This is a genomic window from Vibrio sp. 2-1-2a (genome assembly GCF_032648565.1).
Lineage (GTDB): Bacteria > Pseudomonadota > Gammaproteobacteria > Enterobacterales > Vibrionaceae > Vibrio > Vibrio diabolicus.
In genome coordinates this window covers 255,864-282,170 of the sequence record NZ_WBOH01000003.1, presented here as the reverse complement: position 1 = coordinate 282,170, position 26,307 = coordinate 255,864, and the positions used below count along the sequence as shown (strand labels likewise).

General features: G+C 45.0%; 23 protein-coding genes. 9 read left to right on the top strand and 14 right to left on the bottom strand.

Annotation, left to right across the window (positions count from 1 at the left end; translation table 11 throughout):
• Nucleotides 1-83: 83 nt before the first annotated feature.
• Entirely contained in the window at nucleotides 84-464 is a 381-nt protein-coding gene (gcvH, locus tag F7Y48_RS09645; RefSeq protein ID WP_046876056.1) for a glycine cleavage system protein GcvH, read from the bottom strand.
• A 52-nt stretch (nucleotides 465-516) separates the two neighbouring features.
• Entirely contained in the window at nucleotides 517-1,812 is a 1,296-nt protein-coding gene (locus tag F7Y48_RS09640; protein ID WP_005395177.1) for a serine hydroxymethyltransferase, read from the bottom strand.
• A 377-nt stretch (nucleotides 1,813-2,189) separates the two neighbouring features.
• Between F7Y48_RS09640 and F7Y48_RS09635 the strand changes: the two genes are divergently transcribed.
• Together F7Y48_RS09635 and gcvT are read left to right on the top strand one after the other, a co-directional pair.
• Entirely contained in the window at nucleotides 2,190-2,813 is a 624-nt protein-coding gene (locus F7Y48_RS09635) for a helix-turn-helix domain-containing protein (RefSeq protein WP_005395176.1), read from the top strand.
• A 260-nt stretch (nucleotides 2,814-3,073) separates the two neighbouring features.
• Entirely contained in the window at nucleotides 3,074-4,192 is a 1,119-nt protein-coding gene (gene gcvT, locus F7Y48_RS09630; protein ID WP_225461077.1) for a glycine cleavage system aminomethyltransferase GcvT, read from the top strand.
• A gap of 133 nt (nucleotides 4,193-4,325) precedes the next feature.
• Here gcvT and vdeR read toward each other — a convergent pair whose 3' ends face one another.
• Nucleotides 4,326-5,054: an efflux transporter transcriptional repressor VdeR gene (gene vdeR, locus F7Y48_RS09625; protein WP_316683699.1), complete on the bottom strand. Its 729-nt coding sequence runs from the start codon at nucleotides 5,052-5,054 to the stop codon at nucleotides 4,326-4,328.
• Between the two features lie 161 nt (nucleotides 5,055-5,215).
• Here vdeR and F7Y48_RS09620 point away from each other — a divergent pair, with 161 nt between their 5' ends.
• The 4 genes from F7Y48_RS09620 to F7Y48_RS09605 all read left to right on the top strand — a co-directional run bounded on the left by F7Y48_RS09620 (nucleotide 5,216) and on the right by F7Y48_RS09605 (nucleotide 11,298).
• Entirely contained in the window at nucleotides 5,216-6,289 is a 1,074-nt protein-coding gene (locus F7Y48_RS09620) for an efflux RND transporter periplasmic adaptor subunit (RefSeq protein ID WP_104970664.1), read from the top strand.
• Entirely contained in the window at nucleotides 6,289-7,350 is a 1,062-nt protein-coding gene (locus F7Y48_RS09615) for an efflux RND transporter periplasmic adaptor subunit (RefSeq protein ID WP_048625001.1), read from the top strand. Before F7Y48_RS09620 ends, F7Y48_RS09615 begins: the two co-directional genes overlap by 1 nt.
• Nucleotides 7,350-10,409 carry an efflux RND transporter permease subunit gene (locus F7Y48_RS09610; protein WP_316683698.1) on the top strand — a complete coding sequence of 1,020 codons (3,060 nt, stop codon included), beginning with the start codon at nucleotides 7,350-7,352 and terminating at the stop codon, nucleotides 10,407-10,409. The genes F7Y48_RS09615 and F7Y48_RS09610 overlap by 1 nt, the downstream gene beginning before the upstream one ends.
• A 175-nt stretch (nucleotides 10,410-10,584) precedes the next feature.
• The gene (locus tag F7Y48_RS09605; protein WP_182036414.1) at nucleotides 10,585-11,298 is read left to right on the top strand and encodes a hypothetical protein; all 714 of its coding nucleotides are present in this window, start codon (nucleotides 10,585-10,587) and stop codon (nucleotides 11,296-11,298) included.
• Between the two features lie 82 nt (nucleotides 11,299-11,380).
• On the opposite strand, the gene fruA is transcribed toward F7Y48_RS09605, so the two are convergent.
• The 3 genes from fruA to fruB are packed head-to-tail and all read right to left on the bottom strand — an operon-like array spanning nucleotide 11,381 to nucleotide 15,253.
• Nucleotides 11,381-13,120 (bottom strand): PTS fructose transporter subunit IIBC, encoded by a 1,740-nt coding sequence (fruA, locus tag F7Y48_RS09600; RefSeq protein ID WP_248379816.1) that lies wholly within the window; start codon nucleotides 13,118-13,120, stop codon nucleotides 11,381-11,383.
• A gap of 18 nt (nucleotides 13,121-13,138) precedes the next feature.
• On the bottom strand, nucleotides 13,139-14,110 hold the full coding sequence (pfkB, locus tag F7Y48_RS09595; protein WP_316683696.1) for a 1-phosphofructokinase: 972 nt from the start codon (nucleotides 14,108-14,110) through the stop codon (nucleotides 13,139-13,141).
• Between the two features lie 9 nt (nucleotides 14,111-14,119).
• A complete protein-coding gene (gene fruB, locus F7Y48_RS09590) occupies nucleotides 14,120-15,253 on the bottom strand; it encodes a fused PTS fructose transporter subunit IIA/HPr protein (RefSeq protein WP_182036323.1) in 1,134 nt (377 codons plus the stop codon).
• Nucleotides 15,254-15,627: 374 nt separating this feature from the next.
• On the opposite strand from fruB, the gene cra reads away from it, so the two are divergent.
• Complete coding sequence (gene cra, locus F7Y48_RS09585; RefSeq protein ID WP_006742265.1) at nucleotides 15,628-16,608, top strand: catabolite repressor/activator; 981 nt, start codon at nucleotides 15,628-15,630, stop codon at nucleotides 16,606-16,608.
• Between the two features lie 9 nt (nucleotides 16,609-16,617).
• On the opposite strand, the gene F7Y48_RS09580 is transcribed toward cra, so the two are convergent.
• On the bottom strand, nucleotides 16,618-17,571 hold the full coding sequence (locus tag F7Y48_RS09580; RefSeq protein ID WP_316683693.1) for an endonuclease/exonuclease/phosphatase family protein: 954 nt from the start codon (nucleotides 17,569-17,571) through the stop codon (nucleotides 16,618-16,620).
• A gap of 226 nt (nucleotides 17,572-17,797) precedes the next feature.
• On the opposite strand from F7Y48_RS09580, the gene F7Y48_RS09575 reads away from it, so the two are divergent.
• Nucleotides 17,798-18,331, top strand: coding sequence for an RNA-binding S4 domain-containing protein (locus tag F7Y48_RS09575; RefSeq protein WP_054867581.1), 534 nt, complete (start codon nucleotides 17,798-17,800; stop codon nucleotides 18,329-18,331).
• 104 nt (nucleotides 18,332-18,435) lie between these two features.
• Here the strand turns inward: F7Y48_RS09575 and F7Y48_RS09570 are convergent, their stop codons facing one another.
• The 7 genes from F7Y48_RS09570 to F7Y48_RS09540 all read right to left on the bottom strand — a co-directional run bounded on the left by F7Y48_RS09570 (nucleotide 18,436) and on the right by F7Y48_RS09540 (nucleotide 24,971).
• Nucleotides 18,436-19,254, bottom strand: coding sequence for an EAL domain-containing protein (locus tag F7Y48_RS09570; RefSeq protein WP_046876068.1), 819 nt, complete (start codon nucleotides 19,252-19,254; stop codon nucleotides 18,436-18,438).
• A 92-nt stretch (nucleotides 19,255-19,346) separates the two neighbouring features.
• On the bottom strand, nucleotides 19,347-20,267 hold the full coding sequence (locus F7Y48_RS09565) for an amino acid ABC transporter permease (RefSeq protein WP_182036321.1): 921 nt from the start codon (nucleotides 20,265-20,267) through the stop codon (nucleotides 19,347-19,349).
• 81 nt (nucleotides 20,268-20,348) lie between these two features.
• Entirely contained in the window at nucleotides 20,349-21,167 is an 819-nt protein-coding gene (locus F7Y48_RS09560) for a transporter substrate-binding domain-containing protein (protein ID WP_182036320.1), read from the bottom strand.
• Between the two features lie 9 nt (nucleotides 21,168-21,176).
• Nucleotides 21,177-21,974 carry an amino acid ABC transporter permease gene (locus tag F7Y48_RS09555; RefSeq protein ID WP_005376396.1) on the bottom strand — a complete coding sequence of 266 codons (798 nt, stop codon included), beginning with the start codon at nucleotides 21,972-21,974 and terminating at the stop codon, nucleotides 21,177-21,179.
• Complete coding sequence (locus tag F7Y48_RS09550) at nucleotides 21,974-22,708, bottom strand: amino acid ABC transporter ATP-binding protein (protein WP_020835258.1); 735 nt, start codon at nucleotides 22,706-22,708, stop codon at nucleotides 21,974-21,976. The genes F7Y48_RS09555 and F7Y48_RS09550 overlap by 1 nt, the downstream gene beginning before the upstream one ends.
• A 170-nt stretch (nucleotides 22,709-22,878) precedes the next feature.
• Nucleotides 22,879-23,526, bottom strand: a complete 648-nt coding sequence (locus F7Y48_RS09545; protein WP_104972557.1) for a lysoplasmalogenase — start codon at nucleotides 23,524-23,526, stop codon at nucleotides 22,879-22,881.
• A 296-nt stretch (nucleotides 23,527-23,822) separates the two neighbouring features.
• Nucleotides 23,823-24,971 (bottom strand): iron-containing alcohol dehydrogenase, encoded by a 1,149-nt coding sequence (locus F7Y48_RS09540; RefSeq protein ID WP_006742257.1) that lies wholly within the window; start codon nucleotides 24,969-24,971, stop codon nucleotides 23,823-23,825.
• A 206-nt stretch (nucleotides 24,972-25,177) separates the two neighbouring features.
• Between F7Y48_RS09540 and F7Y48_RS09535 the strand changes: the two genes are divergently transcribed.
• A complete protein-coding gene (locus tag F7Y48_RS09535) occupies nucleotides 25,178-26,059 on the top strand; it encodes an AraC family transcriptional regulator (protein WP_316683680.1) in 882 nt (293 codons plus the stop codon).
• The last annotated feature ends 248 nt before the right edge of the window (nucleotides 26,060-26,307 follow it).

The window sequence follows — 26,307 nt, the reverse complement described above, 5'->3', positions numbered from 1 at the left end:
GTGACACATTTAATTATACGTCCGAACCTAGAAAAAAAGCTGCTCTCTAAACAGGCTAGGGAACAGCTTTCGTCACATCCTAATTACTCTTCTTCGATAGAGTTTAGGTATTCTTCCGCGTCTTTTAAGTCATCCAACTCAGATGGGTTTGAAAGCTTCACTTTCACAATCCAACCACCTTCGTACGGTTCTTCGTTGATTAGCTCTGGGCTGTCTTCTAGTTCTTCGTTGATTTCTACGATTTCACCGGTAACAGGAGAGTAGATATCTGACGCTGCTTTTACAGACTCAACCAAAGAGAAGCTTTCACCTGCTTCTACTTCGTCTTCTACGTCTGGTAGGTCAACGAATACTACGTCACCCAACATTTCTTGCGCATGCTCAGAAATACCAAGTGTTACTGTGCCGTCACCGTTGTCACGTACCCACTCGTGGCTATCTGTAAACTTCAGTGTTTTGTCCATTGCTTAATCTCCAAATAACTTGTCAGGAATTATTGTGATTTTAAAAAATCGTTTATTGGTAAAGAGGGAAGCGACTGCAAAGTTCTTTTACTTCTTTGCGAACGCGTTTTTCAACGTCTGCGTCACCTTCTGGGTTGTTCACCAAACCATCCAGTACGTCACCAATCCAATTACCGATGAGTTTGAATTCTTCAGCGCCAAAGCCGCGGCTTGTACCCGCAGGCGTTCCTAAACGGATGCCCGATGTAATCATAGGCTTCTCTGTATCGAATGGGATGCCATTTTTATTACATGTGATCCCAGCACGTTCTAGAGCTTCTTCTGCTTTGTTGCCTTTCAAGCCTTTAGGGCGAAGGTCAACCAGCATTAGGTGCGTGTCTGTGCCACCAGTTACGATGTCGCAACCGCGAGTTTGCAATACTTCCGCTAGGACTTTTGCGTTATTGATCACCGAATCAATATAAGTTTTAAATTCAGGGCCAAGCGCTTCTCCAAATGCAACCGCTTTTGCTGCGATAACGTGCATCAGTGGGCCGCCTTGTAGGCCAGGGAATACGGCGGAGTTGATTTTCTTAATGATGTCTTCGTGGTTAGTAAGAATCATACCGCCGCGAGGGCCACGCAATGTTTTGTGTGTTGTGGTTGTCACAACATGCGCATGTGGCAATGGGCTAGGGTGTGCACCTGTTGCGATAAGGCCAGCAATGTGCGCCATATCGACCATAAGAATTGCGCCAACTTCGTCAGCGATTTCACGGAACTTAGCAAAATCGATAACGCGTGGAATAGCACTGCCACCCGCGATGATCATCTTTGGTTTGTGTTCTACTGCAAGTGCACGAACGTCGTCGTAGTTGATTTCTAGTGTTTCGCGATCAACGCCGTATTGAACTGCGTTAAACCATTTACCAGAAAGGGCTGGGCGTGCACCGTGTGTTAGGTGACCTCCAGCGTCCAAAGACATGCCAAGAATGGTGTCGCCTGGTTGAAGAAGAGCCAGTTTCACCGCGCCATTTGCTTGAGCGCCTGAGTGAGGTTGAACGTTTGCGTATTCGCAATTAAAAAGTTTTTTCGCGCGTTCGATAGCAATGGCTTCCACTGTATCTACGTGCTCACAACCACCGTAGTAACGACGACCTGGATAACCTTCAGCGTATTTGTTTGTTAGGCATGTGCCTTGAGCTTGCATTACCGCTTTAGAAACAATGTTCTCAGAAGCGATAAGTTCGATTTGTTCGTTTTGGCGAGCGGATTCCGCCTGAATTCCAGCAAAGACAGCATCATCTGTCGCAGAGAGGTTGGTAGAGAAAAAGTTTTCCAAGCTGTGGTTAGGGTAACTCTTATTCATGGTAGTTGACCTTCCAAATCTTAAAATGAACCCGCAATAGATGAATTATGATTTGCGGTTGTGGTTCATTTGTCCTCAAAACAGCTGAACTGCATAGCAGAACAGAGTGAACATCCGGCCCTAAATGTGGGCAAAAACTCCGTCGGATTGCGTGTTTCCTTTACCAATCTCTTACGGAAATATGCATCTCTACATCTAACAAGTTGGTAACATAGCGCCTGCGGCGGGAACAATCAACCAAAAATTTCCTATAGGAAACAAGATTTCAAAAATTGTTAACAAGAGCACGGTTTAATTCACTTGGTGGACTTTTATCCACTATGTGCTTCATGCACAATGCTAGTAGGACAAAAATAAGGATATCTATAGAGGGATTTATGGCAGAAAGTATTTACGATGAATACCCATCGATGACGTTAGCGAAAGAGCAAAATGATCAAAATATCGAGCCATTAAAGCTGGGTCAGCGTATCAAGGATATCCGCTCAAAACTTGGTATTACACTAGAAGAAGCCAGTCAGCGAACAGGGCTTGCTCGTTCTACGCTGAGTAAAATAGAAAATGAGCAGATTTCTCCGACATTTCAAGCAATGCAAAAATTGGCGCTTGGCTTACAAATTGATATGCCGCAACTCTTTGAGCCACCTAGAAAAAAGGTTGCGACAGGGCGTAGGGATGTTACCAAGAAGAATGAAGGCAAACCACACCCAACGCAAACTTATGAACATGAGCTGCTTGCTACTCAACTTTCCAATAAGAAAATGATGCCGTTTAAGAGCCAAATTCGTGCTCGCAGTTTTGATGAATATAAAGACTGGGTTCGTCATGATGGTGAAGAATTTCTGCTTATCTTATCTGGTGAGGTCATGTTCTATTCTGAGTTCTACGAACCTGTCGTTCTAAGCGAGGGCGACAGCGTCTATTACGATGCGAACATGGGACATATGTTGACCAGTGTTAGCGAGGAAGATGCGCACATTTTGTGGGTGACAGCCAAATAGTGATAAATAGTTGTAAATTTCCTATAGTGAAAGCAAACGATTGCTGTTGGTGGTCGTTATGATGAAAAGGCGCTTTTTTGATGAGAATACACTCATTAAAGCGCTTTTTTTGTACGATTTGTTGTGATTAAAATGTTAAGAGTCACACTTTTGCAAGTCGATCTACGTCTTGTTCGTGCAAAATAGAATGAGCCATGTTTATTATTGGAAACACATCGAATGCCGATAGCATTCTCGGGTCTATCTAAATGGAGACGAAAATGACTCAAGAACTACTGAAAACACCACTACACGCACTTCACGTTGAAGTTGGTGCCAAAATGGTCCCGTTCGCGGGTTACGATATGCCTGTTCAGTATCCTCTAGGCGTAAAAAAGGAACACTTACACACTCGTGATGCGGCAGGTCTGTTTGATGTTTCTCATATGGGACAACTTCGCCTACTCGGTGACGGTGCAGCTGCGTTCCTAGAAACATTAGTGCCAGTGGATATTGTGGATCTTGAGTCTGGTAAACAGCGTTATGCGTTCTTCACTAATGAAGAGGGCGGCATCATGGACGACTTGATGGTAGCTAATCTAGGCGATCATCTTTTTGTGGTTGTGAACGCGGCATGCAAAGAACAAGACATTGCACACCTACAATCGCATTTGCCATCTGGTGTTGAGTTAGAAATTATCGAAGACCGTGCTCTGCTTGCGATCCAAGGTCCTAAAGCGGCAGCTGTATTGGCGCGTTTTGCCTCAGAAGTTTCTGACATGCTGTTCATGGATATTCGTAAAGTCGATATTTTAGGCGCCGAATGCATTGTTTCTCGTAGCGGCTACACTGGCGAAGATGGTTACGAGATCTCGGTTCCTGCTGACAAGGCAGAAGAACTCGCACGTAAACTGACCGCGGAAGAGGAAGTTGAATGGATTGGCCTTGGTGCTCGTGATTCACTTCGTCTTGAGTGTGGTCTTTGCCTATACGGTCATGACCTAGACACAACAACTACGCCTGTAGAAGCAAGCTTGTTATGGGGCATCCAAAAGGTTCGTCGTATCGGCGGTGAACGTGAAGGTGGTTTCCCAGGTGCGGATATTATTCTTAAGCAGATCGAGACCAAAGATGTGGCGCGCAAGCGTGTCGGTTTGGTCGGCCAAACTAAAGCACCAGTCCGTGAAGGCGCGGAATTGTTTGATGCTGATGGCGTTAAAATTGGCGTTGTCACCAGCGGCACTGCGGGTCCAAATGCAGGTAAGCCTGTCTCAATGGGTTATGTGCGTGCTGATCTTGCTGCGATTGGTACTGAATTGTTCGCTGAAGTACGCGGAAAAATGCTACCAATGACGGTTGAGAAAATGCCGTTTGTACCGCAACGTTACTACCGCGGTTAGGTTACTCATTATTGTCATTCTTCGCGTATTCGCGAGGCAAGAAACAAGCAAAAATGCCGAGCTTTCTAGCTCGGCATTTTTATGTATATCGGCTTTATATATACGCTTGGAAGTTATCGTAGTTTCTGCAGCCTTATCCGACCGCTTTGTCGATTGTACAACACATGTCGATAACGATATCTTCAAGTTTTTCCGGATGAATCATGTCTTCTTTTGCAATCCCAAACTGAGACGCCATGATCGTATTGAACAGCTCCCAATGTTTGATCAGCATTTCTTCGCGATTATCAGCGATGTCAGGCCATGTCTCTTGCATCATCGGAGTAAGACTGATTGCACCATGTGCAAAAATCAACATCTGCCACTTTGATTCCCACTGATCAAATTGGGCGTTAGGGTTTTCACTGTTGTACTGCTCAAAAATTCCGGTAAATATCGCAGCAAACTCATCTTTTGACTTTAAGAAATACTGCAGCAGGGCACCATCATCGCCTTGGCGAATAGCATCAGCGATCATCTGTACTGGGTGAGGATTAACGAGCGCAAATGCCAGCATGCGAACCATGAACAGATAAATTTTTCTATTCGAAGGTGTGTTCTCAGGCATCTCATTGATTAATTCAGCCATATAGCACTGCATGAATTCATCCATCGCGTCGCTAACCGCTTGCCAAATCTTCTCTTTGCTGCCGAAGTGGTGACGGATCAAACTATGTGAAACACCAGCCTTTTCACTGATATTGCGCAGTGAGACACGCTCGTAACCAAGTTCACAAAACATATCTGCTGCCACCTTAAGGATCAGACACTTAGTTTGTTCTGCGGCTTCAGCACTTCTACGCCCCTGCTTTCTTTCATTCATAGTTCGAATTTTCCCGAATATTAATCAACGCGCTTACTTTTACCAGAAACCGGACGCTTTGACTAATTAATTTGCTTTCCACCTGGAAAATATGTTGATCAATTTCAAATTCTGAATATACTGCACGACTGTGTAATATATAAAACCTACGGAGAAAGCGGGTGCGAAAACAATATTTAAAGCGCACTTTAGTTGGTGCTGTGGTGACATTAAGTCTCTCTGGCATGCTAACTGGGTGTAACAAAGCCATTTCCGAGCCGTCTGAACCTTTAATCAAACCTGTAAAATTACTGGCGGTGAAAGATCTAGAAGTTGAAGACTCGCATGCCTTTTTAGCGCGTATTGATGCGACACATCGCGCACAGCTTTCTTTTCAGGTTGGTGGTGAGGTCGATGAATTACTTGTTCGCATGGGCCAAGAGGTAAAAAAAGGTGAAGTGCTTGCAACGTTAGACCCTAAAGATCTTCAGCTTGCGTTAGACGCCTCTCAAGCACAATTCGCGTTAGCAAAAACGCAATGGGAGCGCGCGAAAAACCTTTATGGAAAAAAGCTGATTAGTACAGATGAGTACGACCAGAAAGAAACTCAATATAAAGCGGCATTGGCAAACTACGAACAAGCCAAAACAGATTTGAGTTATACCAAGATTCACGCACCTTTTGATGGCATCGTGTCATACACCTATGTCAACCCGTTTCAAGTGGTCGCAGAGAAGCAAGAGATCCTGAATCTTATCGATAACACGACCTTAGATGTGTCGTTCACACTGCCAGTAAGTTATGCGGAATCTGTATCACTTGAGTCACTGCAAAATTCCGATATGTGGGTGACGATGGATAGCGAGCCAGGAAAACGTATCCCTGGAAAATTTAAAGAAATTTCGACTCAGCCAAATGTCGATACCAACAGTTATGAGGCGATCGTAACCATCACTCGACCAGAAGATCGCAATTTGCTAACAGGTATGACAGGGCAGGTACACATAGCTAAACAACATCTATCGGACGCGATGACGTTGCCTCAATCCGCTTGGGTAAACAAAAAAGAGACGCAAGGCGAAGTGTGGGTAATGGACAGAAACACACAGCAAGTTAATAAAGTCACAGTGTCTCTTGATGCCGCTGGAGGTGTGAAAGCAGGGCTTGATAACAATGATTACGTTGTTGTTGCTGGCGTTGAGCGACTGGTCGAAGGACAAGTCGTGAAAGCTTGGGTTCGTGAGGGAGGCATTTAATGAAACGATCTCTATTTACGATCTCTGCAATTGCGCTTGCAGTTTTAACGGGTTGCAAAAATGAAAACCAAGCTGTCGTCGAGCAGCCGCTTTTTGTGTCGACTATCTCTGTGGATGCGCCGGTACAAAGCCAATATCGAGCTTTTAAAGGAATAGTTGTACCAGCAGAGCAAACACCTATGGCATTCCGCCGCGCGGGAGAAATTCAACACGTGTTGGTGAAAGCGGGCGACGTTGTTAAGCAAGGCCAAATGATCGCAAAGTTGGATGACAGTAAAGAAAAGCAAGCCGTAAATGACGCAGAAGCGCAATATACACTGGCGATTCGTCAGCTCAAACGCGGCGAAGACCTACACGCACGTCAGATGATCTCAAAGGCCGAGCTTGATGAGCTAACGGCTAATAAAGAGTTGGCAGAGGCTAATTTCTATAACGCCACCAATCAATTGAACTACACCCGTTTATTTGCCCCGTTCGCCGGTAAAGTGTCTGACGTTTTTAAAGAGCGTTTTGAACGTGTGGCAGTTGGGGAGCCGGTGTTGAATCTATATCAAAACGATTTGGTGTACGTGCGTATTGAGCTTTCCGACAATGTTCTCGCTATGGTGGACCCAAATTCAGACAACATGAGTTACAAGCCTAGAGCAACCTTCTCCGGCATTAGTGACACATTTGCTTTGGACTATTTAGAGCACACAAGTGAGCCTAACTCCGAAACTCAAACTTACGAAATGTATTTGACGATGCCACAGCCAAAAGCAGAGATTCTACCGGGAACCAGCGTCAGTGTTCTGGTCGATATGGTTAAGGCGGGGATTACCTCCATCGATGGTTACAGTATTCCAGTAACGGCGCTTCAAGCGGGCAGCGAAGAGAATGAGTTCTTTGTATGGAAAAAAGAGGGTGACGTTGTCACTCGGGTGCCTGTGATGATTTCCCAAGTGAATGGCAACGGAGCCATTGTGTCGTCAGGAGTTAAGCAAGGCGACGTTCTGATTAATTCAAACCTACGTAAATTACGTGAAGGTAAACATGTGGATGTTGTGGAGAATAAACAATAATGAACATTGCTGAGTACTCAATAAAAAATAAAGTCATCAGCTGGTTGTTCATTATTATCCTTGCTGTTGGTGGTCTAACGTCGTTTTTGGAGCTTGGGCGACTAGAAGACCCGGCATTTACGATTAAAGATGCCATGATCATTTCAACATACCCTGGCGCGACGTCGAAAGAGGTTGAAGAAGAGCTGACGTACCCTTTAGAAAAAGAGATTCGAAAACTCCCTTATATAGACAAAATTACCTCTACGTCTTCTGATGGTATGTCTCAAATCACGGTCAGTATGGAAATGGACTATGGTCCTGATGAACTGCCGCAAATTTGGGATGAAATGCGCCGTAAAATTAATGACTTGCGACCAACTTTGCCTCAGGGCGTACAATCTTTGCAGATCATTGATGATTTCGGTGACGTTTATGGCGTGATGCTGATGCTCACTGGCGATGACTACGATTATGTCGAGCTAAAACGCTATGCTGATTACCTGACTCGTGAAATCGAGCTGGTTGATGGCGTAGGAAAGGTGGATATCACGGGCGATCAACAAGAAATGCTGTTTGTTGAGATCTCTCTTGACCGCCTTGCGGCATTGAACTTAGACATGAACGTGGTTGCGAGCTTGTTGAACCAACAAAATAATGTGGTTTCAGCAGGGGAAGTGATGGTCAATGGCGAAAGCCTTGTCATTCGTCCAAGTGGTACCTTAAACACCGTAGAAGCGCTAGAAAACTTGATCATTCATGGTCGTGACACTGGGAACCTAATTCGTCTAAAAGATGTAGCAACGATTTCTCGTGGTATCCAAGAGAAGCCAAGCAACGTCGTACTCTTTAACGGTCAAAAAGCAATTAATATCGGTATCTCGTTTGCGTCAGGTGTGAACGTGGTTGAGGTTGGCGAACGTTTGGATGCGGAGCTTGCGAGCCTTGAGTCTATCAAGCCTGCTGGCATCGATATGAACTACTTTTACAACCAAGCCAATGAAGTGGATGAGTCCGTTAAAGCGTTTGTGATTAGCCTAGCAGAGGCTGTGGCGATCGTTATCATCGTTCTGCTGTTTACGATGGGATTACGCAGTGGTGTCATCATTGGCGTCGTGCTGTTATTGACGGTGTTCGGTACCTTCATCTTGATGAACTACAACAATATCGAGCTGCACCGTATTTCTCTTGGCGCGTTAATTATTGCTCTGGGTATGCTGGTTGATAACGCGATTGTGGTCGTGGAAGGCATCTTGGTTGGCCTAAAAAAAGGGCGCACTAAAGTTCAAGCGGCCGTCGATATTGTAAAGCAAACACAGTGGCCTTTGCTTGGCGCAACCATCATTGCGATTACGGCTTTTGCACCTATCGGTTTGTCGCAAGATGCAACGGGTGAGTTCATGGGCTCTCTATTCTGGGTGCTGTGTTTCTCACTATTTTTGAGCTGGATTACCGCTATTACGCTGACGCCATTCCTCGCAGATCTATTGTTGAAAGAAGAGGGCAAGGGCCAAGATACCAACGAAGAAGATCCCTATAAAGGTTGGCTGTTTGTTGTATTTGGCGCATCGCTGAAATTCGCACTGCGATTCCGTTGGCTCACGGTTGCTGGCATGGTCGCGCTATTAGTGGGTGCTGTCTTGGCATTTGGTAATGTAAAACAGCAGTTCTTCCCACCATCGAACACGCCGATGTTTTACGTTGATATGTGGATGCCAGAAGGTACGGACATCCGCGAAACGATCAAAAAAGCCGAAGAAGTGGAAAGCTACATTCGTCAGCAAGACGATATTGACTTTGTTTCTGCTTCAATTGGGCAGGGTTTGCAGCGTTTCGCTCTGACTTACCAGCCAGAGAAAAGCTACGAAGCGTACGCCCAGTTCCAAGTTCGCGCCACTGATCGTGAGAGCATGTTCGGTTTGTTGCACAAGTTAGACGCTAACCTTGCGAAGACGTTTGATGCACCGACATTTCAATTTAAATTGATGGAATTTGGCCCTTCACCAGCGTCTAAGATCGAAGCGCGTATTACTGGTCCCGATCCGCAAGTTTTACGTGATTTAGCAGTGCAAGTTGAAGACATCCTTCATACCGACCCTGGTGCCCGAAACATTCGTCACGATTGGCGAGAGCGTACTAAGGAGCTTGTGCCTGTTTTCAATGAGTCTAAAGCTCGTCGCTTGGGCATTTCGAAAGAAGATCTTTCAAGCACACTGCAAATGGCGTTTGGTGGTAGCACGTTGGGTTACTTACGTGATGGTACACACACGTTGCCAATTATGACGCGCCTTCCTGAAGAAGAACGCGTGGACTTTGAATCACTACAAAACGTGACCATTTGGAGCCCATCACTGCAAACGTATATTCCGGTCGACCAAGTGATTGATGGCGTTAAATTGGATTGGAGCGAGCCGCTAATTCAGCGTCGTGACCGCAAGCGCACGTTAACTGTGCTTGCTGACCACGATGTGTTGAGCGACGACACGGCGGCAAGCTTGTTTGCGCGTGTGCAGCCTAAAGTGATGGCACTGCATATTCCAGAAGGTTACGAAATCACATGGGGTGGTGAGTATGAATCATCGAAAGATGCGCAAGAAGGTCTGTTTGGTTCGTTGCCGATGGGTTACTTGTTGATGTTCATCATTACTATTTTGCTGTTTAACTCAATTAAAAAGCCGTTGGTCATTTGGTTCACCGTGCCGTTGGCGATCATTGGTGTTGCCTTTGGTTTGCTTACCACTAATATGCCGTTCAGCTTTACAGCATTCCTTGGTTTGCTGAGCCTAAGTGGCATGATTTTGAAAAACGGTATTGTGTTGCTTGATCAAATTAACCTTGAGTTGGAATCAGGGAAAGAGCCTTACCTCGCGATTGTCGATAGTGCGATCAGTCGTGTTCGTCCGGTAAGTATGGCTGCTCTGACGACCATCTTGGGGATGATTCCACTCGTCTTCGATGCCTTCTTTGGATCGATGGCAATAACGATTATGGCAGGTCTTGGTTTTGCTACAGTACTGACACTGATTGTAGTGCCAGTGATGTTTGCGATTCTGTTTAGGGTAAAACCGACCACTGCATAGGGACTCCTGGCTATTTGCCAGCTTCCTGCCTAGCCCTGAAGGTTTTTTTCAGGGCTTTTTTGATCTTACCAATGTACACCAACCCATTCATTTACTTGATTCTAATGATTTTCTTACGAATGCAATGCAAATCATGCGTATACTGATGGAACGATACATCAAAGAGCGAGATAACATGAACAAGCGCGTATTACACGGACTCTTCTTCGTCGGTTCTTTCACCTTGGTCGGCTGTACTACGACAGACAGTATGACTACAGAAGAGGCTAAGCAAGCCGTTCCTAAAATCAATAGCGTTAGCACTGAAGTCATCTCCAACTGGATTGATAACAAGGTTTTAGCGCCTGAAGGGCTTTCACTCGAACAAGACAATCTACGTTATATATCGGGTAGCGCCGACTTAAACAGCGATGGCAATGCAGAACACATTGTATTGCTACAAGACCGTTATTTCTGTGGCAGCGGTGGTTGTGCAGCTTATATGTTTGATAACGAGGGGAACGTTATCAATCGAATGTCTATAACTCGCACGCCGATTGTACTTGCAGATAGTTACAGCAATGGCTGGCAAGATTTCATCGTTTGGAGTAATGGCTCATATCGACTCATGAGTTACAACGGTGAATCTTACCCGAGTAACCCTTCTTTGGAGCCAAAGGTGGATCGTGACTCAAACCAGCAGGCGGCAATTGCGAATGTAATGGCGACAGAGCTTTATCAGCAAGATGGCTATGACATTATGCCCGCTGATTCGAAAACTTTGTGGACGCCGGCCAACGTATACCACTTCACCTTTAAACATTACGGTGATCAGCATAGTACTTATAAAGCTACCGTGGATATGAACAGTGGGGAAGTAGACATTGTTGCCGTTCCGGCTGCGGAATAAAAAACACCTCCCTTAACCGGAATTAAAGGGAGGTGCTGAATGCCAAATTCGAGGGTGGCATTGTTAAGCGGTGTAATTCTGTTTATGCCGCGACTTCTTGTTTGGCTTCTGCTTTGCTTTTTAAGAAAGCGTAAGTAAAGCCAGTTACTGCTGTACCAGCTGCGATAGCCACTAAGTACATTAACACTGGTGAAATGGCGTTAGGGATTAACAGTACGAACAGACCGCCGTGTGGTGCCATTAATTTTGCACCGAACAGCATAGATAGGGCACCAGTAAGCGCGCCACCTGCCATACAAGATGGAATCACACGCATTGGATCTTTGGCGGCAAATGGAATTGCGCCTTCAGAGATGAAACACAGGCCCAATACAAAAGATGCTTTACCTGCTTCACGTTCATTTTGTTCAAATTTGTTCTTCGCAATGAAGGTCGCTAAACCCATACCTAGCGCAGGAACCATACCAGCTGCCATGATTGCTGCCATTGGCGCGTAAGTTTGCGAAGCCAATAGACCGACGCCAAATGCGTAAGCGGCTTTGTTTACTGGGCCACCTAGGTCGAAACACATCATCGCACCAAGGATAATACCTAGCAGAACTGCACTGTCAGATCCCATGTTGTTTAGGAAGTCAGTCAGGCCGTTCATGATGCCAGATACTGGACCGCCTACGATGTAGATCATCACAAGGCCAGTGAACAGTGTTGCTACAAATGGAATGATCAGAATTGGTTTAAGCGCTTCCATCGATTGTGGGAGTTTTACTTTGTCCGCAAGGAGCTTCGCTGCATAACCGGCAATGAAGCCAGCTGCGATACCTCCTAGGAAACCAGCACCCGTTGAACTTGCCAGCATACCGCCAACAAGACCAGGAGCCAGACCCGGACGGTCAGCAATTGAGAACGCGATGTAACCCGCAAGAACAGGAATCATCAATGCGAATGCAGAGCCACCACCAATGTTCATCAGCGCTGCTGCTAGCGTGCCTTCTTCTTTAAATGCTTCAATACCAAACACGAACGATAGGGCGATGATCAAACCACCAGCGACAACCACAGGCAGCATGTGCGATACCCCTGTCATCAAGTGTTTGTAAGCGCCTTTCTTCTCGTCTGCTGCCGAAGCAGAATTTGCAGAACCTGAATGTTGGTAAATCGTGGCTTGCTCGAATGCTTTGTCCATCTCTTCGGCTGTTTTCTTCAGAGCTGGGCCTGTTTTCGTGCGGTACATCTTTTTGCCGTTGAAGCGATCAAGTGGCACTTCGATATCTGCAGCAATGATCACTAGATCAGCGTCTGCGATGTCTTGATCTGTCAGTTGGTTTTTCGCACCAACTGAACCACGAGTTTCCACCTTGATTTGATGGCCACGGCGTTTGCCTTCTTCTTCTAGCGCTTCTGCTGCCATAAAGGTATGCGCAACGCCAGTAGGACAAGCGGTGATTGCGACAATTTTCTTCGCTGCTGATGTTGCTTCAGCAGTGCTAGGGGCTGCAAGTGTGGTTGCTTTTTCAAGTAAAGTGGCGTTTTCAACCGCTTGCTGGAGAAACGTAGTTGCGTCTTTTGCTACTTCGCTGATTTCCGCTTGGTAAACCTTTTTCCCTACGAAACGAGACGTATCCACGCTAGTATTTGCCGCAATGATAATGACTTCTGCTTGTTCAACGTCAGCTTCCGTCAGCAGTGTAGGTTCAACCACACTTGATTGACATTCGATTTTTGCATTCCAGGTTAATTTTGCGGCTGCTTGTTCTAGTAACCCTGCCGCAAGGATGCTATTTGCAACACCGCTCGGACAGGCAGTAATAATGGCAATATTCATACGATAACCTTCTGTTCCTTAGTTTTGTTCTAAGTTTGTAATAGGGTAAAGCTCGCTAACTTCAGTTTGCAGCTTGATGTTCTCCAGTTCTTCCTGACTGGTTAGCCCTACGCCGACTTGACTAACTGCCAAAGCAGAAAGTGCAGTAGCGAAGCGCAATAAATCGTTTTTCGGCATCAGTTGCATGTGGCCCCAACACAAGCCAGCAACTAGCGTATCGCCAGCGCCAACGGTGCTTACCACATTCATTCGAGGGGGTTGTGCACGAAGCCATTCGCCTTGGTTTAGCCACATCACACCGTCAGCGCCCATGGAAACCACGATGTTCTCGATGCCTTTGTCACTGAGTGTTTGCGCGGCGGCTTGGCATTGTTCTGGCGTTTCTAGGTGTTCGCCAACAAAATCACCAAGTTCTTCATCGTTAGGCTTAATCAACCATGGGTGAGCCTCAATACCTGATTTCAATGCGGCTTTACTGCTGTCGAACAACACCTTTTTGCCTTGTTGATGCAGTGCTTTTATCCACGCAGCACATTGTTCGGCGGTTACGCCTCCAGGTAAGCTACCCGCAAGCACAAAGTAATCGTGAGTCTCTGCGAGACGGAATAGCGTCTCCTCAAAGCGAGCAATTTCGTCAGCCGTTACTTGAACACCAGGGAAGTTAATGTCACTAACGTTGCCATTAGCCTCAACGATCTTGACGTTGATACGAGTTGCACCTTGTACTTCTACAAACTCGTTCTTGACGCCGATGTCATTGAAAAGCTGATGGAATAGCTCAGGGTTATCTTTACCGAGAAAGCCGGTAACCGTGACATCTGCGCCTAAATCGCTCAACACTTTTGCTACGTTGACACCTTTACCTGCAGCATGGAGATTGCTTTGCTGCACTAGGCTCACGGAACCAACGTTTAGCTCATTTACTGAACCTGTTAAATCTAATGCCGGGTTGAGCGTAATAGTGACAACTTTACTTGTTTTGTTCGTCATATCGGCTCCTTAACCTTCACCAAGGCCAGAAGCGATAGCATTCCCGATAGACTCCAAGGCTTGCGGTGCATCAGGGCCTTCCGCAGTAAATTGAAGTTGATGACCGTGCTTAACGCCAAGCGCAATGACTTTCATTAGGCTCTTCGCGTTTACTGTTTTGCCATCACCGTCTAGGTTGGCAACGCGAATAGTGGATTCAAATTTTTTCGCTTCCGCCACTAACATTGCACCCGGACGAGCATGTAAACCATGAGAGTTTTTGATTTTAAATACAGCGGTATTGCCTTCTTCTGAGGATGCGGCTGTGACTTCTTCACCTTTAAACAAAGCAAGAATCTGTTCTACTGATGCATCTAAAAGCTTGCCGTGCTCATTGTTAAACACGATATTAGAAAGCGTTTTTAGGATAGGCTGGTGAGCATTGTTACATGCCGCAAACGCGACAAGTGCACGCACTTTTTGACCTTCATATTCGCAGTCGTTTGCCGTCGAGACAAATGACACGCCTGTGCGAGTTACATGTTTGTCACTGCCAATTAACCAAAGGCCATTACCTAAGTGAGTTGGTGTTTTGGTAACGAGATCTGCGACGAACTCGTTATCAGCACAGCCCGTGTTTTTCAAAAGACCACCAGCAACAGCACTCATTTGTAGCATATCGCTCGCAGGGAACATAAGTTGAATTAAAGAGGCGTCAAAGTCTGCTTCAAGCTGAACATCACCGTGGAGCAGGGCAATAATCTCGTCTTCATTTTTTGCATTACGTAGGCGTTCTTCTACGCCGTCAGCGCCTAGCACTTTCGTTAGCTGTTTAAGAATGCCAAGGTGCTCATCAGATTTAGCTGCAATGCCGATAGCGACGAACACAGTATTGCCATCACCCCAGTCGACACCTTGTGGGAAGTGATGCACAGCAACACCCGTTGTTTTCACCATTGCACGAGTGTCGGTTGTACCGTGCGGGATGGCAATACCGTTCCCCAAAAACGTAGAGTTTTGGTTTTCACGGTTTAGCATGCCTTCCACGTAACCGTGCTCAACTAGGCCTTTATCAGTCAGGCTATGAGCAATACTTTTTATTGCTTCAAACTTATCTGTCGCTGATTGCGAGAGGGTAATGTCGTTCTTATTTAGCTTAAGCATGGTGCTTCTCCAGCCTTAAGGTATCAATTTAAAAATGTATTCTGTGTGAGAAGTTGAACGCCGCTTCTTCTGAGCGATTATCACTCCTCAAACCTTTTTATCTTTCAAGCTAAATCGATTCAGCTTGTTGGCAAATTTTTTAAAAGACTCAGAAAAACTGTTTTAAAAACTGACGTTAACAAACGAGCCTTTGTCGCTGTCCTATAGCCTAGCTCACAAATTGGTTTGTTGTGTATTCGGGTGATTTACGTCAATTTTTAAGTTTTGCTGAATCCTTTCAGCTTTTATACTGAATCGGTTCAGCTTATAATTCAACTTATCGAAAGATCGTTGATGTATTAATATGATCGCGCGCACAGAATAAGGTTTAGAATATGACACTGGATGAAATAGCCAAATTAGCAGGCGTTTCTAAGACAACTGCAAGCTATGTGATTAACGGAAAAGCGCAGAAATACCGCATCAGCGAGAAGACTCAGAAGAAAGTGATGGCCGTTGTAGAAGAATACAATTATAAGCCAGATCATGCGGCGTCTTCTTTGCGAGCAGGTAATTCACGCTCATTTGGGCTTATCATCCCAGACTTAGAAAACACCAGTTATGCGCGTCTTGCAAAACTGATTGAACAAAACTCGCGTAAAGCAGGGTACCAAATTTTAATTGGCTGCTCTGATGATGATCCTGATACAGAGCAAAAGGTGGCGGAAGCGTTAGTCAGTCGTCGCATTGATGCGTTGTTTGTGGCAAGTGGTATGCCCACTGCAAACGAGTATTATCTTAAGTTGCAAAATTCTGGTACGCCAGTTATCGCGCTAGACCGCCCAATGGATGATGAGCACTTTTGTTGTGTCATCAGCGAAGATTTTGACGCCGCACTTGAACTCACTCAGTCAGTACTGTCCGAGGATATAAAGTCCATTGGCTTAATCGGTGCATTGCAAGACCTTCAAGTTTCAAAAGAGCGTGAGCTCGGTTTTCGATCCGCTTCTCAACAAGGTGGCAAAACGGCAACAGTGGGTTATGGGCAGCACTTCTCCCGAGAAGAAGGTAAGAAAGTCTTAGAGAGATGGCTAGCAGAGAACGAGCTGCCAGATGCCATTGTCACAACGTCATACACACTGTTAGAAGGTGTGTTGGATGTGATGCTCGAAAAGCCAGAACTCATGAGCAAAGTTCGCCTAGCGACGTTTGGTGATAATCGACTGCTGGACTTCTTGCCAGTGAAAATCAACTCTTTACCTCAACAATTTGAGTTGATCGCGGACAGCGCAATGGAGTTAGCACTCAACGCTTCCGCCAAACGTTATAAACCGGGCGTTGAATTGATTCCACGTAAAATTGTAAAACGCCACTAAATAGGTTGCTCAAAGCTTTACTTCAGCCGTCAGCGCCACAAATGCGTGGTCGCTGGCGTTTTTATCTCTGTCATAAATCGGGTTGATCAGATGTTGGTTAGACACCTGATAGTCAACAACCTCGGCAACCGATATATCTGATAAGGTGTCAAACTCTTGAGAGAGCAAGATATAGTCGAGCACATTCCCAGTGGAAAAATGATAATGCGTAGCGGGGCGTTCATCCTTCAGAGCGTCACTTTGTAATGACCATCCATCTTTGAATTGCAATTCAGTGACGCTGTCACCAGTATTAGATACCAATGCGCTATTAACACTGGTTGGAGTGATAGGTTGATTCATATCACCCATTAACACCGTTGGCATTGGCTCCTTTCTATACCTTTTTTGCATCGCGTCTCTTAACATCGCAGCTTCCCAACCTCTTTGCTGGGTGGATAACCAGCGCCCAATAATCGTGCTAGAGGTTTCTGGTTGTTCTGAGTCGGCTGGGCGTTGAGATTTTAAGTGCGTTACGTAAACGGCGATATGGCCGAGTACAGGATGTATCACTTGCGCATAGATAGGTTTGCGACTGAACTCTGGAGCAACATTCACTCCAAAAGGCTCAAGCGTTGCTAAGTCAAATTCTACCGCTTGTACTTTTTCGATTGGAAATCGAGATGCGATTGCCACAACAGGGCTTGAGTAAATGTACTCATCCTCTACATGTGGGGTGTCAACGGTCGCAAAGTAGGGGTAGCCGAAGGTTGAAAAGAATGCGCGAGTTTGCTCAATACTGAACACCTCTTGTAAGCCAATCACGTCAGCTTCGAGTTTTTCAATTTGGCGTTGCGTCCAAGCAAGTTTGTCTTGCCATTGCTCTAACGAGTAGATGTTTTCGAAATCATAGTAGGCATCAGGAGGTGCGACAAAATTAAACAAGTTAGCCGTGACAAAGGTAATTCTGCTTGGTTGAGACAAAGTATTCGCTCTTTTCAACAATAACTTGAAGAGTATATACCTTCAGACTGCGTAATTGCAGCTTCGTTTGAGCCAAGCCTCGATATACAAGCTAACGAGCAGCAAGTTAAATGGGTTAAGAGGTGCTCAAATGCCAAGGCTAATCGGTGATTGAGCATTGGCAGAGGTTTCTATTTTTAAGCATTGCGTTTAAACTTCAGGGCATCAAATAGTAAGAGTAAGTAACATGACCCAAGATTACGACCACGAAGAGTATTTAGAAGGCGAAGAGATTGAGATCGAAGCGATTGGCATCGACGTTGATGCGCATCCGATCGAACTGTACAAGCTTTTTAAAATCGCGAACTTGGTCAGCGGTGGCGGCGAAGCAAAGCATATCATCGAAGAAGGTTACGTCGCGGTGAATGGTGAGCTAGAAACACGTAAGCGCCGCAAGATGTATGATGGTGACTTTTTTGAGTTTAACCAGGAATATTATGTTGTGGTTTGCGATGCGCCAGTAACCGAACCTGAAACGGCAGAGCAAAAAGCGGAAAAGAAAGCGAAGAAAGAAGCGCAATCTGCACGTAAAGAGAAATCTCGCCAAAGCAAGCCTGCTAAAGGCTCTGGACCTAAGTCAACAGGCCGAAAAGCAGCGCATAAAGAGCGTAAAGCACAACAAAACGCGCTGTCGCAATCGGCGAAGAAAGGTAAGAAAGCTGAAAAGCCGCAAGCGACTCGTGATCCGAAGAGCGGACGTAACTCTATTGACTTTTTCTAAGCAAATTAATACCTAACTAAGCAGGTCATCGCCAAGCAAAACCCAAAAAGCGCCGAGTATATATCGGCGCTTTTTGGGTTTTACTGTATTGTAAGGGGGCAGTGTCAATGCACTGTCGTCTCAATGTTTAGGCTATCGGTCCAGTGATGAATGGCGCAAGGCTTACCTAAGTAAAAGCCTTGGTAATAATCCAAATCAAGTTGATACATCGCTTGCAGCTGCACGTCTTCTTCTACCCCTTCTATGATCACTTTTGCTCCCATATGAGCCGCGAGCTCAACGGCGCTATGTATGGAAAAGGTTTCTCCGGCGCAGTAATCAAGTAGATAGGAGCGATCGATTTTTATGATGTCAGGGCAGAGCTGCTGAACACGTGCGATATCAGAATGTTGAGCGCCAAAATCATCGATAGCAAAGATAAAGCCATTCGCTCTCATTAACTGCACGGCTTTGATCAGTAAATCAGTATCACCGCATGACTCTTCGACTACTTCAAACACCACGTCTGATGGGCTCATACCAAGTTCGGAAAGGCGCTTGTAAAGCAGGCCGTTGTCTTTAAAGCCCATGTCTTTGGTTAGGGTGAGTAGGGTTTGAGGCATGACATTGAGAAACAGTTTGATAGGCGTTCCTGCGAAACAGCGTGCAAAATTTCGAATGTGCATTGCTCTGGATAAAAACTCAACACACAATCGAAAGTAGGGATCGAGGCCATTGTTGGCCAGAAATACATCAGGACGAATTAACGAACCATCAATGCCACGAATTCGCAGTAGAGCTTCCATTCCAATAATACGCTGGTGCTTATCAAAAATCGGCTGATAAACACTGTGAAAAGTGAATTGATTGAGAACTACGTAATATTCACCAAGATTATCTTGCTTAATGTATCGCTCGTAGTCCGATTGATTCTTTAACTCCATGAAAAACGCCGAAAATTTAGCATCTTTTCAATGTAACAGGATGCAATTCTGATTTGAAGATTCAAATGTGTCTAATTACATATACGGTTGAGTTAATTTGAAATGGATTCCGATTTTGCTTCAATGTAGCGAAAAATAAGTGACAACCCGAAACAAATCAAAAAGTAAGCAAGGCCGACAATGAGCCAAATTTCAAAGATATACCCTGATGAATTTGCCATTTCGGTACCAACAAACGTCATTTCTTGTATCGAGATCAGTGAAACGATAGAGGTGTCTTTCACTAGAGAGATGGTTTGACCTGCAAGTGCTGGGGTGATGACTTTGAGCACCTGTGGCGCGATAACGAATCGGTACTTCACCCATCGAGACAAGCCCAATGAATCTGCCGCTTCCCACTGTCCTTGGTCGATACTTTGTAAACCTGCACGCACCACTTCTGCAACGTAGGCAGAAGAGAGTAGGCCGATGCATAACACGCCAGAGGCAAGATTTTCCCAAAGGTTATAAGGCCCAAAAAGAAAGCTCTGTAGCGCATTTGGTTCGCCGTTATAGTTTCGTAGAATATCTTCTAAACCGAGTAACGGGATCAACTGGTTAGAAATGAAAAAGTAGAAAATAAAAACAAAAACCAACGGTGGGATGTTTCTTACCAACTGGATAAATGTGTTTGCAGGTGTGCGCAACCAAACGGAGCGAGAGAAGCGTGCTAAGCCTAGCAACGTGCCAAGCACTAACGCGAAGCTGATGCCCCAAATACTGAGCCTTAACGTCGAAATCAAACCTTGGAAGAAGTAGGGCAAACCACCATCGGCTCTGGGCGTAAAAAGTAGTTCAAACGCCTCTTTCCACTGCCACAAATAATGTACACCAACAGTGGAGCGATGGTACAGCCAAACGCCACCAATACCACAGATAATAAGCAGTACCCAATCTAGCGTGTTTAACCGCGATAGAAAGGAACCTGTGTTGGAATTAGTGGGTACTGTGCGAGTGGTGGTTTGTTCGCCCAAAAATTTGACTCCGATAGATGATGAAAAAGTAAAATGGATGATTGGAAAGTATAGGCTCGCGAAGACCACGGGCCATTTAGATTACTGGCCTCGCGCGACTTGATCTTGCCAATCTAATGTCGAGAACCAGTATTCATAACGCTGTTTTAACCATCCATCTTGGGTTCTTTCTTCAATCCATTTATTGAAAAAGGCTTTTTTATCTTCTTCTCCGAGGCGAACCGCAAAGGCTTCGTTACCTTTTGAGAGTCGCTCGGAGAATGGAAGGAATAGTTTGTCGCTGTGTTTCACTGTCTCATGCTCTGGTTTTGGGCTAGAAGCGATGACCGCATGGGCGTTACCATTCAGCACCTCTTGGAACGCTTGAGCGTCATCATCAAATTGCAGAATCTTCGCTTTCGGGAAGGTTTCTCTGGCTACTTGAACGGTGAACGCACCGCGACGAGCCGCTATTTTTACGCGTCGTGAGTCTAAATCGGAGAATTCGCTAAAACCTGAAGCCAGCTCTTTGTTCGCTGCCACTTGAACTCCAGAGTGCGAGTAGGGCTCAGTAAACAACACGCTTTTGGAACGCTCAGGCGTGACCGACATGCCACCGATAATCACGTCGAACTTTTTCGCCAGTAGTGCGGGAATAATGCCATCCCATGCAGTCGGTACAAATTCCACTTTCAAACCTGAATCTTGTGCTAAGCGTTTGGCCACATCAATTTCAAAACCGATTAACTCACCTTGCTTGTTGCGCATTGCCCAAGGTACAAATGTTGACATACCAACGCGCAAAGTGCCTCGTTCTTTGATTTGATCTACATTGGGAGTGGCAACGTCTTCTTTCGCGATTGTAGGCATAGCGATGGCTAGCCCTAATAATGCAGTAATGGTCGCTTTGAATAACTTCATGTTATCTCCTTATAATTTGCGCCAACTGGCTCCGAGTTTGTGTTCTAGCCATGCAGACAAGCCAGAAAGTGATAGAGTGAGAGCAAGATAAATTGCTGCTACGGTAAACCAAATTTCAAACGGCATCGCCGTCTCAGAGACGATGTTGCGTGCCTGTGTTGTTAAATCAAAAATCGCCATCACGCTTACAATGGAAGAGTTTTTGATCAAAGAAACCACTTCATTGGTTAATGGCGGTAATGTGCGCTGTAAAACCTGAGGCAAAATCACGTCTTTGTAGGTGTAAAACGGCGACAGCCCGAGAGTTTGTGCTGCTTCGAATTGCCCTTTAGGAATACTGTTTAAACCTGCACGGAATATTTCTGCAGTGTAAGCACCTTGGAAAAGGGATAAAGCCAAAACGGCGGTGCTGAATCGGTCCAAACCAATCACGGGGCCAAACACGAAGTAGAGCAAATAGATTTGCACCAACAACGGCGTGTTACGTATTACCTCGACATAAGTGGTGCCAATAACATTGCCGACTTTCGAATCGCTAAGCCTTAGTAACGCGGTGACCAACCCCAACACTAAGGTGAAGAATAGACTAATGGCCGAGATGTTAAGCGTGACCAACAGCCCATCGATAAGTTCTGCCGGCCACCATTCGCCATCTTCATAAAAAGCGATGTAATCAGGCACGCGTTCCCATTGCCATTGATAGCCCATAGCATCGGCACCAGAGTCTAACACCCACACAATCGCGATGAAGAGGAGTGTCATTTGTAGTAAAGCTTGAAGCACAGGTTTGATTACGCGAACTATCATCAGTAACTTAAAATTTGGTTCAAAAATGCTTGGGTTCGTGGATGCTGTGGCGTCTCAAATAAGGCGATCGGTGAGTTCATTTCCACTATTTGGCCTTCATCCATAAATACCACGCGGTTCGCTACTTTTTTGGCAAATCCCATTTCGTGCGTGACGCAAATCATCGTCATTCCGCTTTGTGCCAGCTCAACCATGACATCCAACACTTCGTTGATCATTTCCGGGTCAAGCGCCGAAGTCGGTTCGTCAAAAAGGAGTAAGTCCGGTTCCATACATAAGGAACGGGCAATCGCGACGCGCTGCTGCTGACCGCCGGAAAGCTGGATGGGGTATTTGCTCGCTTGTTCTTCAATATTGACGCGCTTGAGGTAATGCCGTGCGCGTTTTTCAGCTTCTTGTTTTGACAATTTGAGTGTGCGAATCGGCGCTAAGGTGAGGTTTTCCAGTACAGTCAAATGAGGAAAAAGGTGGAAGTGCTGGAACACCATGCCGATTTTACCGGGCTTGAGAGATTTTGCGTGAGAAGGCTGGTCGAACACATGAAGCTGGCCTTCTTGAATCGATTCAAGATGGTTGATGCAACGAATGAGCGTTGATTTTCCTGAACCAGAGGGGCCACACACCACGACGATCTCGCCAGAATGCACGGAGAAGTTGATATCTTTTAGAGCGTGGTAATCGCCATACCACTTGTTTACGTTGCTAAATTCAACAACAGGAGTGTTCTCTTTCAAAGGGGCACGCTATAAAGGAAAAATATCCTTCTACAATAGCAAGTTGTGCGCATTATTTCATTAAGAACAAGCTTATATTCAGGTTCTAAAATTAAGAACTTGCTCACTTTAGTGTTTGATAAAGTAATGTTTTAGGAATTAGACACAGAGGCTATTACTAATAATGCAGTTCAACTGAGATACGGATAACGAACAACGATGGCAACAACAGACATCACCATCAATGTTTGTGCGGAATAGTAGGTCACCATGACGACTTGTCGCGAAAATACGGATCGTCCCCCGAAGCGTTCAAAAGCTAAGACGGTACCAGAAACGATGAAGATAAAGCTTCCGAGCACTGCAAATGAGGACGATTGTGTTTTTCCACTCAAATAATACTCGATAGCAGCCCAACACATGGTCATCAATACCAATATGTAGCTGGCAACTGGGAGCTTTTCTTGACCAAGGTCCGGTCGAAACAACCAATAGAAACATACACCGAGTCCAAATAAAGCAATAGGGAGCCAAGGCGTAAAATGCCAAGCGGACATGATGGTAAAACCGTAGCTATAGGAAAGATGGGCAGAGCAGAAGAGCACTAATCCGGTAATAAACTTATCTCTAGGGAGCATTAATAGTAGATCACCAAGCAACGAGAGCGATAAGCCAACCAAAATCCAATGCGTGTATGGCATATGATAGGCAGGAGACTGGATTAAAATCCCTAACATACAGAGCACTGGTAATGGTTTGGATACGTAGAAGACCCACTTAGGACCTTTACGGATACTGATGATATGTATGAATGCTAATACGACAACAACTAGCCACATAAAATGGATTCTCGAACAGACAAGCTAATGTAGTGAATAACTACAACAAATAAAAGGTCCATTAAATGAGTAAGTTAGACCTTTGAATTCAATTTTATTTTTGTTTGTGTAAAGCTAGACAGTTGTCTCTTTACTGACCTACACGATCAATGAGTTTGTAGGGATTAATCGTTATTTTGAGGAGTTCCCGAATTTGAACGTGATGAAGCTTACAAAATAGCATAAAAAAACGGTATTGTGTCCGTTAAGTCACAATACCGTTAAACCCTAGAAAGGGCAGTGAACTGTTTTTGCTGTTAGGCAACAGCGAGTTCTAAAATTTCACGACTACGTTCAAGAGTAATCGCTTGGTTTTCACCGAGAACGGTCATTCCGTGTTTGTTGAGTTGTTCGATGATGGCATCGATCGCTTGTTCACGACTTTCACCATAGTTTTCTAGCTTAGTTGCGACATCAAGTTGATGATAAAACGCTTCGATCGCTTCGATGGTACGTTCAGCAAGATCGTCTCCAGCTTCAAGTCCAAATACGTTGCGACCCATTTGCTCTAGCTTAGGACGTTTAAATTGCATTTGGTTGCGAAGTAGCGATGGTTGGACGATTGCAAGAGAACGTGCATGATCGACGCCCCATAGAGCCGTTAATTCATGGCCGATCATATGTGTCGCCCAGTCTTGTGGAACGCCACTACCAATTAACCCGTTCAATGCTTGGTTAGCAGACCACATTAAGTTTGCGCGCCACATATCGTCGTCTCGCTCGGCAAACTGTTCTCCGAGTGTTTTTAAGGTTTTCAGTAGTGTTTCTGCATAGCCATCTTGAACCATTGCGCCAGTAGGAAGCGTCAAGTATTGCTCACATACATGCACCCATGCGTCAACAATGCCGTTGATAAGCTGGCGTTCTGGAAGTGTTTTCATTACATCCGGGTCTAACACAGCAAATTTAGGCTGTACTGCTGGAGACATGAACGGAAGTTTGTCTTGAGTTTCTTTTTTAGTGATAACTGCGCCCATGTTTGACTCTGAGCCTGTTGCTGGCAATGTCAAAATTGCAGCTAGAGGCGTCGCTTCAGTGACTTGGTGTTTACCAATCATGATATCCCAGCCATCACCGTCATACTTAGATGCTGCTGCTACGTATTTAGAGCCATCAATGACTGAACCACCACCTACAGCAAGAATAAAGTCAACACCATGTTCTTTTACCATTGCGACCGCTTTATCGAGCGTTTCTTTGGTTGGGTTGGGTTCAACACCAGAAAACTCTAGCCATTCATGTCCCTCTAGTGCTTCTGAGACTTGGTCGTACACGCCATTTTTTTTAATTGAGCCACCGCCGTATACCACTAAAACTTTTTGGTCGGATGGGATAGCTTCTTTGATTGCAGCGATTTGTTTTTGACCAAAGAAAATCTTTGTTGGGTTTACATAAGAAAAGTTCATTATTAGCCCTCTTGCTTCCAGTAAAGGAGATTGAATACGTGCATATTAGTCCTGATTAACGTTCGTTAACAGGTCGATTTCTGCAAATAATTTGCCTATTTCTACAAAATTAATGCTCTTGAACTAGAAAGTTAAAGTTGAGAGGAAGTATAGTGCTCACAATAATAATAGAGACCAAACTCGTTGGTCATTGATGGAGCGCTCTAATGCACACTCTCGCAGATATCATGCAGCAATATGTTGGAAAGCAGGGACTGCATGACTTAGAAGGTATGAAGAAAACCGCAATAGATGGCGTATGGTTTTATCGCAGTAGCAAAGGAAATCATCGACAGCCGTTTGTCTATCAGTCTGGCATTATTGTTTTAGGTCAAGGACATAAGAACATTCATATTGGTGATACACCTGTCCAATATGGGCCCGATGATTACCTTGTCGTAGGAGTTCCCATGCCCCTGGAGTGCGAAGCGTTTGCGACAAACAATGAGCCTTTACTTGGCATCTCGATAGATATTTCGCCAACGCTTCTTCATAAGCTCGTTAAAAAACTTGAGGCTGAGAAATTCAGTAATAAGTGTCTGGATGCTACCCGTTGCGGCCTTAAATCGGTACGCATGAGCGAAGGTATGCTGGATGCATGCAAGCGACTAATGAGCGCGTTGTGTAATGAGCTTGATGTTGTCATGCTCGGTGATCTACTTCTTGAGGAAATTGTTTATCGCACTTTGGTAAGCAAAAAAGGGTATGTTTTATTTGACTTAGCACACCAAGAAGGCTCTTACGCTAGAGTGGCCAAAGCACTGAATCGTGTTCATCAAGCGTACCATGAACAGTTGAGCGTACAAACATTGGCAGAAGAAGCCAATATGAGTGTGTCTGCTTTCCATCAAGCTTTTCGCAATGTCACGCTTGAATCTCCGTTGCAATACATTAAGAAAGTTCGACTTAATAAAGCGCGCGAGTTAATCCAGTTGGAGGGGCGACGTGTTAATGATGCCGCGAGACTGGTCGGGTACACGAGCCCATCACAGTTTAGTCGCGAGTACAAGCGACATTTTAATGAAACGCCAAGGTCAACAAAGGCTTAGTGATCTTTATTTCAAAATAACGACTTTTTTTGCCTTTTTTATTAATTTGCGAGTGACATATTTATTTGATTTATAAAATTAGTTACTGGTGCCAAATAATAGGTATGTTGTTGCAAGCATTTAGTGGATTGTTGCGAGGCGGTGTGGAAAACTCGTAAATAGATAGTGTGAAATCACCAACTTGTACTTAAGTTATTTTACGTCGAAATAAAAGTATAAGTGCGCTTTGTTTAGCGCATTTAGTATTG

Coding starts and splice junctions, on each gene's coding strand:
- gcvH (WP_046876056.1), bottom strand. CDS start 464: ATGGACAAAACACTGAAGTTTACAGATAGCCACGAGTGGGTACGTGAC.
- F7Y48_RS09640 (WP_005395177.1), bottom strand. CDS start 1,812: ATGAATAAGAGTTACCCTAACCACAGCTTGGAAAACTTTTTCTCTACC.
- F7Y48_RS09635 (WP_005395176.1), top strand. CDS start 2,190: ATGGCAGAAAGTATTTACGATGAATACCCATCGATGACGTTAGCGAAA.
- gcvT (WP_225461077.1), top strand. CDS start 3,074: ATGACTCAAGAACTACTGAAAACACCACTACACGCACTTCACGTTGAA.
- vdeR (WP_316683699.1), bottom strand. CDS start 5,054: ATGAATGAAAGAAAGCAGGGGCGTAGAAGTGCTGAAGCCGCAGAACAA.
- F7Y48_RS09615 (WP_048625001.1), top strand. CDS start 6,289: ATGAAACGATCTCTATTTACGATCTCTGCAATTGCGCTTGCAGTTTTA.
- F7Y48_RS09610 (WP_316683698.1), top strand. CDS start 7,350: ATGAACATTGCTGAGTACTCAATAAAAAATAAAGTCATCAGCTGGTTG.
- F7Y48_RS09605 (WP_182036414.1), top strand. CDS start 10,585: ATGAACAAGCGCGTATTACACGGACTCTTCTTCGTCGGTTCTTTCACC.
- fruA (WP_248379816.1), bottom strand. CDS start 13,120: ATGAATATTGCCATTATTACTGCCTGTCCGAGCGGTGTTGCAAATAGC.
- pfkB (WP_316683696.1), bottom strand. CDS start 14,110: ATGACGAACAAAACAAGTAAAGTTGTCACTATTACGCTCAACCCGGCA.
- fruB (WP_182036323.1), bottom strand. CDS start 15,253: ATGCTTAAGCTAAATAAGAACGACATTACCCTCTCGCAATCAGCGACA.
- cra (WP_006742265.1), top strand. CDS start 15,628: ATGACACTGGATGAAATAGCCAAATTAGCAGGCGTTTCTAAGACAACT.
- F7Y48_RS09575 (WP_054867581.1), top strand. CDS start 17,798: ATGACCCAAGATTACGACCACGAAGAGTATTTAGAAGGCGAAGAGATT.
- F7Y48_RS09570 (WP_046876068.1), bottom strand. CDS start 19,254: ATGGAGTTAAAGAATCAATCGGACTACGAGCGATACATTAAGCAAGAT.
- F7Y48_RS09560 (WP_182036320.1), bottom strand. CDS start 21,167: ATGAAGTTATTCAAAGCGACCATTACTGCATTATTAGGGCTAGCCATC.
- F7Y48_RS09555 (WP_005376396.1), bottom strand. CDS start 21,974: ATGATAGTTCGCGTAATCAAACCTGTGCTTCAAGCTTTACTACAAATG.
- F7Y48_RS09545 (WP_104972557.1), bottom strand. CDS start 23,526: ATGTGGCTAGTTGTTGTCGTATTAGCATTCATACATATCATCAGTATC.
- F7Y48_RS09540 (WP_006742257.1), bottom strand. CDS start 24,971: ATGAACTTTTCTTATGTAAACCCAACAAAGATTTTCTTTGGTCAAAAA.
- F7Y48_RS09535 (WP_316683680.1), top strand. CDS start 25,178: ATGCACACTCTCGCAGATATCATGCAGCAATATGTTGGAAAGCAGGGA.